At 67.1% G+C, this 7,279-nt stretch carries 6 protein-coding genes and 1 tRNA gene; 4 read left to right on the top strand and 3 right to left on the bottom strand.

Annotated elements, in window-relative coordinates; translation table 11 throughout:
* The first annotated feature begins 223 nt into the window (after positions 1 to 223).
* Entirely contained in the window at positions 224 to 1,633 is a 1,410-nt protein-coding gene (locus GA0115259_RS01730; RefSeq protein WP_093589751.1) for a lysine N(6)-hydroxylase/L-ornithine N(5)-oxygenase family protein, read from the top strand.
* Positions 1,634 to 1,703: 70 nt separating this feature from the next.
* Here GA0115259_RS01730 and GA0115259_RS01725 read toward each other — a convergent pair whose 3' ends face one another.
* The gene (locus GA0115259_RS01725; RefSeq protein WP_093589748.1) at positions 1,704 to 3,497 is read right to left on the bottom strand and encodes a bifunctional metallophosphatase/5'-nucleotidase; all 1,794 of its coding nucleotides are present in this window, start codon (positions 3,495 to 3,497) and stop codon (positions 1,704 to 1,706) included.
* Positions 3,498 to 3,782: 285 nt separating this feature from the next.
* Between GA0115259_RS01725 and GA0115259_RS01720 the strand changes: the two genes are divergently transcribed.
* Both GA0115259_RS01720 and pyk read left to right on the top strand, forming a co-directional pair.
* A complete protein-coding gene (locus tag GA0115259_RS01720; protein WP_093589745.1) occupies positions 3,783 to 4,499 on the top strand; it encodes an SIMPL domain-containing protein in 717 nt (238 codons plus the stop codon).
* A 174-nt stretch (positions 4,500 to 4,673) separates the two neighbouring features.
* Positions 4,674 to 6,107, top strand: a complete 1,434-nt coding sequence (pyk, locus tag GA0115259_RS01715; RefSeq protein ID WP_093589742.1) for a pyruvate kinase — start codon at positions 4,674 to 4,676, stop codon at positions 6,105 to 6,107.
* On the opposite strand, the gene GA0115259_RS01710 is transcribed toward pyk, so the two are convergent.
* A complete protein-coding gene (locus GA0115259_RS01710) occupies positions 6,108 to 6,308 on the bottom strand; it encodes a hypothetical protein (protein WP_141716418.1) in 201 nt (66 codons plus the stop codon).
* A 68-nt stretch (positions 6,309 to 6,376) separates the two neighbouring features.
* Positions 6,377 to 6,450: transfer RNA gene (locus tag GA0115259_RS01705), tRNA-Leu, on the bottom strand.
* A gap of 98 nt (positions 6,451 to 6,548) precedes the next feature.
* Here GA0115259_RS01705 and GA0115259_RS01700 point away from each other — a divergent pair.
* A complete protein-coding gene (locus tag GA0115259_RS01700) occupies positions 6,549 to 7,202 on the top strand; it encodes an ANTAR domain-containing response regulator (RefSeq protein WP_066954595.1) in 654 nt (217 codons plus the stop codon).
* Positions 7,203 to 7,279: the final 77 nt, after the last annotated feature.

The following is a 7,279-nucleotide window of genomic DNA, read 5'->3' as shown; positions in this document are numbered from 1 at the left end:
CGGGCCGGGCCAAGCCGCCGGAGCGCGGGCGCCCGCGCCTTTCGAGCCGCCCCGGGATCCGCCGTACCGCCCTCACACGGCCGGCCGGCTCCCGGGGCGGAGCGTTTTCAGCCGTCCTTCGGCGACGGCGATACCCCGCGGCGGACCGGCTCGTTGTGCTTCGTGGACACCGCCACCGGCCCCGGACACCCGGGTGCCCGAACCGTGGAAGGCAGCCCCGCCGATGACCGCGCACCCCGCCCGCCTCGACCACCCCTACGACCTCGTGGGCATCGGCATCGGGCCGTTCAACCTCTCCCTCGCCGCCCTCGCCGACGGTGTGCACGGAGGCCTCGACACCGCCTTCTACGACCAGAGCACCGCCTTCCGCTGGCATCCCGGGCTGCTCATCGAGGACGCCACACTGCAAGTGCCCTTCCTCGCCGACCTGGTCACCCTCGCCGATCCCGCAAGCCGCTGGACCTTCCTCAGCTACCTCAAGGCCCGCGACCGGCTCTTCCCGTTCTACCTCGCCGAACGCTTCCACATCCTGCGCGCCGAATACGACGCGTACTGCCGCTGGGTCAGCGGCCAGCTCCCCGGACTCCACTTCGGCCACCAGGTCGACGCCGTCCGCTGGAATCCCGAACGCGCCCTGTTCGAGATCGACTTCACCCAGCTCGACCACGACGGCGAAGCCCAGGCACTCGGCCGCGCCCACGCCCGCCATGTCGCCGTCGCCATCGGCACCGAGCCGTACATCCCCGAACCGCTCAGACCGCTCGCCGAAGCGCCCACGGTCCCCGTCATCCACTCCGCCGACTATCTCGCCCACCGCGACCGGCTGCTCTCCGCCGGACACATCACCGTCGTCGGATCAGGACAGTCCGGCGCGGAGATCTTCCTCGACCTGCTGCGCTCCCGTCCCACCGGCCTGGAGCGGATCCACTGGCTCGCCCGCACGGAAGCCTTCGCGCCCATGGAGTACTCCAAGCTCGGCCTGGAACACTTCACACCCGACTACACCCGCTACTTCCACGCCCTGCCCGAGCACGTACGCGACGAACTCGTCCCACGGCAGTGGCAGCTCCACAAAGGCATCGACACCGACACCATCGCCGCCATCCATGACGAGCTCTACCGGCGCACCCTCCAGGGCGGCTGGCCCGACGCCGTCCTCACACCCGGAGTCTCCGTCCGCACCGCCGGACGCGTCGCCACCACCAAGGTCGAACTCCATCTGGAACACGCCCAGCAGGGCACCAGAAGCCGTATCACCACCGACGCCGTCGTCCTCGCCACCGGCTACCGCGAACGCCCGCTCGACGGGCTCCTCGCCGGACTCGACCCGTATCTGCGCAGGGACGGTTCGGAACGCCTCCGGATCGACGAACACCACCGCATCGCGCTCGCGCCCGCCGTCACCGGCTCCGTCTACGTACAGAACGCCGAACGGCACACCCATGGAGTCGGCGCGCCCGACCTCGGGCTCGCCGCGTGGCGCAGCGCCACCATCCTCAACCACCTCACCGGCACCGAGCCCTATCCGCTGCCCAGGCGCACCGCTTTCACCAGCTTCGGACTCGACGGACGGGACCGGACCCGCCCGGTGCCCGCACCGAGGGATCTGGTCCCGCTCACCGAAGTCCGCTGACACGGGGGGCCCGCGTCGGGCGCGAGGCCTGCGCAGGCCCGTACGGCTCGTACAGGTCAGCTCGTACAGGTCAGAAGACCGGCACGCCGTCGCGCGTCAGCTTCCAGTCCACCGAGGCGAACTGCGCCGGGTCGATCGTGCCCGCCGCCTTCACCCAGGTGATGATCGTGTTACGGATCTCGTCCGAGTTCGACCAGAGCTGCTGAGCCGTGGCCACATGCGGGAAGTTGCCGCCACCGCTCGCCCGGTAGTTGTTCACCGCGAACACGAACTTCGCCGCCGGGTCCAGCGGAGCGCCCTCGAACTGGAGATTCACGATCCGCGAGCCCACCGGCTTCGCGATGTCGATGTCGTACGTCAGGCCCGACACCACGTCATAGTTGTAGTCCGGCGTGCCCTGTGCGTTCGTCAGCTTCGAGGTGTCCACAGGACCGCCCGCCGGCGTCTGCACGTAGTACCTCGCCGAGAACTCCAGATACTCCTTGATCTGCGCGCCCGTCAGCAGCCGCGCCTCCATCGTGTTCTCGAACGGGTACAGACCCGCCGCGTCCTTGATGGTCACCTGGCCCGCCGGGATCGCCGCCGTACGTGAGAAGCACGACGCCTGCGACAGCACCGGCAGCGCCGCCCACTGGGTGCCCGCCAGAGCCGCCTTCACCGTCTCTGACTGGACATGGTTGATCAGATCGATGATCGGCTCGTCCTTCCACGGCGCGTCGACCGTGGTGATCGTCGCCGTCGACGTACCGATGACCTGATTGACGTACTCGACGGCCTTGCGGTGCTCGTCGATGAGCAGGTTGGCGATCTTCGGGTCCTCCTCCACGAGATTGGAGTTCAAGACCTTCGCGGAGACCCTCTCGACCCTCCAGGAACCCTGCTCCTCCACCAGGTCGAAGTCGAACGTCGTCAGCCGCATACCCCAGCGGGACGGCTCCGACAGCACAACCTCTTTGCCGGTCTCCTTGTTGACCACCCGGCGCTCCGCAATCTCCGAATGCGCGTGGCCCACCAGAATCGCGTCGATACCCGGCACCTGCTCGGCCACCAGCGTCGCCGCGTTCTCCACATACGGCACCTGGTCGCCGTACGACGACGTACCGCTCGTACCCGAGTGCGCCGACACGATGACCACATCCGCGCCCATGGACCGCAGCTTCGGCACCCACTTCGCCGCCTGCTCCTCCAGACCCGGGAACGTCATCTGCCCCTGGACATTCGCCTTGTCCCAGATCGCGATACCCGGGTTCGTCAGACCGAGGATCGCCACCCGCACATCCTTGGCGTGCGTCACACGCATCTTCTTGATCACATACGGAGGGAAGGCCGGCTGGAGCGTCTTCGCGTCCAGCGCGTTCGCACCCAGCAGCGGGAAGTCACACTGCTTCTCGAACTTCCGCAGCAGCGGAATGCCGTAGTTGAACTCGTGGTTGCCGAGCGCCGCCGCGTCGTACTCCATCGCGTTCATGGCCTGCGCCATCGGGTGCACCGGACCGCGCTTGGCGGTGATCGGGTCGACCTTCGCGTAGTAGTACGAGAGCTGGGTGCCCTGAATGGTGTCACCCGCGTCGATCAGCAGCGTGTTCCGACGGCCCTTCGCCTCACGGATCTGGTTGACCAGCGTGGAGATCTTCGCGAGACCGATGTCGTTGTGGGCGGAGTCGTCGTACTCCTTGTCCGTGAAGTAGTCCCAGTTGAAGACATTGCCGTGCAGGTCCGTCGTCCCCATCACGGTGAACGAGTACCGCTCCGGATCCCGGTCGCGGCTGTTGGCCACGGCCGGCACCGTCGCCCCTCCCGCCAGGGCCACACCCGCACCGGCGGCAGCGGTGCTGCCCAGGAACGTCCTACGGTTCAGCGGCATTTCGTTCTCTTCTCCCTCGAAGCAGTCAACAACGCGCGTAGATTCTGGCCCACGGACACCGGACCGCAACACCCCCGCAAGGTTTCGATCAGATGACTGCCGACTGTCGTACCCGAGTGCGAGAGTGGGCGTACGGGACGGTGTGCGTACGGCGATGGCCCGCCGTTCCATGAGCAGCCCGTCGTGCCTGCCGTACCTGCCGCACGTGCCGTACCCGCTGTACCTGCTACCTGCCGTACAACGCCGTCATCGCCGTACATCGCCGCACGAGGGAGCGAGCCGCACATGACCACCGACGCACCGACACCCGCCCCGCCCTACGGCACGCCCGACACACCACGCGTCGCCGTCCGCGGCGAGGCACGGCTCGAAGTCGACCCGGAGATCGCCAGGATCGGCGTCACCATCGGCGCCCGCGGCACCGACCGGCGCACCGCACTCGACGACCTCACCCGGCGCAACGCCGAAGCCCTCGCCCTCATCAAGTCCTACGGCGACGCCGTCGAAAAACTGGAGACCGGCGCCTTCTCCATCAGCCCCGAACTCACCAAACACGGCCGCGGCGAACGCATCCGCGCCTACCACGGCCGGGTCCATCTCACCGTCGAACTCACCGACTTCACCGCCCTCGGTGAACTCACCACCCGCCTCGCCGACCTTGACCTCACCCAGGTCGGCGGCCCCTGGTGGGCCCTGCGCCCCGACTCCCCGGCCCACGGCGAAGCCCGCCGCCAAGCCGTACGCGAAGCTGTCCAGCGCGCCCGCGAATACGCCGAAGCACTCGGCGCCCGGCTCGCCGCGCTGGTCGAGCTCGCAGACCTCGGCGCGGAGACTCCCGTCGACTACGGGATGGCTCCCGTCGGCGCCCTGCGCAGCCGCTCCTTCGGATCCACCGAAGCGGCCGACGCCGCGCCCGCGCTCGATCTCGAACCACAACGCCAGACGGTCTACGCACAGGTGAACGCACGCTTCACGATGACACCGCCCGACCTCAGCGCCTGAATACCTCGGTATACCTCGGTGTGTCTGAATACCTCAGCGCCTGAATACATGTTCATGCTCATCGGAGCGGGCCTCTGCACAATTCAACACTTGTCAACAGCCCTTAACGCAAAGGTTGTTGAGTAGTCATGCGCGGCCAATTCGCTACCCACCGGTAAGGCCTACGCTCGATATATGCGCCGAGCGAAAATCGTCTGCACCCTGGGGCCCGCCACCGACTCATACGACCAGATCAAAGCACTGGTAGAAGCCGGAATGGACGTCGCCCGCCTCAACCTCAGCCACGGCACCTACGCCGACCACGAGGAGCGCTACCAGCGCGTAAGGAAAGCCGCCGAAGAGACCGGCCGCAGCATCGGAATCCTCGCGGACCTTCAAGGCCCGAAGATCCGCCTCGGCCGCTTCCGCGAAGGACCCGTACTCCTTGAACGCGGCGACGAATTCACCATCACCGTCGAACCCGCCGAAGGCGACCGGCACCTCTGCGCCACCACCTACGAAGGACTCGCCACCGACGTCACCACCGGCGAGCGCATCCTCGTGGACGACGGCAAAGTCACCCTCGAAGTCACCTCCGTCGACGGACCACGCGTCCACACCCTCGTCATCGAGGGCGGCATGGTCTCCGACCACAAAGGCCTCAACCTCCCCGGCGTCGCCGTCTCCGTACCCGCACTCTCCGAAAAAGACGTCGACGACCTCCGCTGGGCCCTGCGCACCGGCGCCGACGCCATCGCGCTCTCCTTCGTACGCAGCGGAGCCGACATCAACGACGTCCACCGCGTCATGGACGAAGAAGGCCACCGGCTCCCCGTCATCGCCAAGATCGAAAAGCCGCAGGCCGTCGAGAACATCGACGGCATCGTCGCCGCGTTCGACGGCATCATGGTCGCCCGTGGCGACCTCGGCGTCGAAATGCCGCTCGAACAAGTCCCGATCGTGCAGAAGCGCGCCATCAAACTGGCCAAGCGCAACGCCAAGCCCGTCATCGTCGCCACACAGATGCTCGACTCGATGATCGAGAACTCCCGGCCCACGCGCGCCGAAGCCTCCGACGTCGCCAACGCCGTCATCGACGGCACCGACGCCGTGATGCTCTCCGGCGAGACCAGCGTCGGCAAATACCCCGTCGAGACCGTCAAGACGATGAGCCGCATCGTGGAAGCCGCCGAGGAGGACATCCTCGCCAAGGGCCTCCCAGCGATCACCGAAAGCAGCAAGCCCCGCACCCAGGGCGGCGCGGTAGCCCGCGCGGCGGCGGAAATCGGCGACTTCCTCGGCGCGAAGTTCCTCGTCGCCTTCACCCAGTCCGGCGACACTGTCCGCCGCCTCTCCCGCTACCGCTCGCCGATCCCCCTGCTGGCCTTCACCCCCGACCCGGCGACCCGCGCGCAGCTCAATCTCACCTGGGGCGTGGAAGCGTTTCTCGGCCCGCACGTGGACTCCACGGACGCGATGGTCGCCCAGGTGGACGAGGAACTCCTCAGGATCGGCCGCTGCGCGAAGGGCGACATCGTAGTGATCACGGCGGGCTCCCCACCGGGAATCCCGGGCTCGACAAACCTGGTCCGGGTGCACCACATCGGCGAGGACGACAGCCCGAAGTGATCAGTGCTTGGCCCCGACGCGCGCGTCCATAAGAGCGACGGACGCGCGCTTGGCGACGGGGATGTTCTGGCAGCCCTTGCGGCGCAGGCGGCACGTGGCGTTATACGGGAAGACGGCCCGTAGGGCGGCTTCTGCCGCGTCCTGTAAACCCGGCCACGCATCGTCCAGCGTGAGCATCAGGCTGGGGACCTTGTGCTTCACGTAACACGCGATCACCGTGACGAGTGAAGATCATCAAGCGATGATCCACCTTGGAAACGAAGGAAAAGTGCCCCGGGTGGGATTCGAACCCACACTGTATGCTGTTTGAGAGCATTGCCTCATGCCGTTGGGCTACCGGGGCTCACAGAATCAAAGGTATGGCCAGGCCCTCCGCACGACCACCATACCGCAGCTCGGTAGGCTCAAGGGAGCAGCATCCTGTCTGAACGAGGAGCCCCCGTGACCGCCCCCGAGTCGCCCCAGCCCGTCGACGATGACGACAAGTCGCACGTTCCGCCGCTGACGACGCGTGTCGTCATCGCCGAGGACGAGGCTCTGATCCGTCTCGATCTGAAAGAGATGCTTGAGGAAGAGGGCTACGCGGTCGTCGGTGAGGCCGGTGACGGTGAGCGGGCCGTGGAGCTGGCTCGGGAGCACCGGCCGGATCTGGTGATTCTGGATGTGAAGATGCCGGTGCTGGACGGGATCTCCGCGGCGGAGAAGATCGCGGAGGAGTCCATCGCGCCGGTTCTGATGCTGACGGCGTTCTCGCAGCGGGATCTGGTGGAGCGGGCGCGGGACGCCGGGGCGATGGCGTATCTGGTGAAGCCGTTCAGCAAGAGTGATGTGGTGCCGGCGATCGAGATGGCGGTGTCGCGGTTCACGGAGCTGCGGACGCTGGAGCGTGAGGTCGCGGATCTGACGCAGCGGTTGGAGACGCGGAAGCTGGTGGACCGGGCGAAGTCGATTCTTCAGACGCAGTACGGGCTGACGGAGCCGGCGGCGTTCCGGTGGATTCAGAAGACGTCGATGGACCGGCGGTTGTCGATGCAGCAGGTGGCTGAGGCGGTTATCGAGGACGCGAAGGAGAAGAAGGCGTCCAAGGGGGAGTAGCCCGTACCGAGTAGCCCGTATCGCATCCCGCAGCAACGCAGGAGGCCCGTCCCGATCGCTTCGGGGCGGGCCTCCTG

This window comes from Streptomyces sp. MnatMP-M17 (genome assembly GCF_900091995.1).
Lineage (GTDB): Bacteria > Actinomycetota > Actinomycetes > Streptomycetales > Streptomycetaceae > Streptomyces.
Note: the sequence above shows the minus strand (reverse complement) of the source record. Positions and strands in the feature narration are given on the sequence as shown.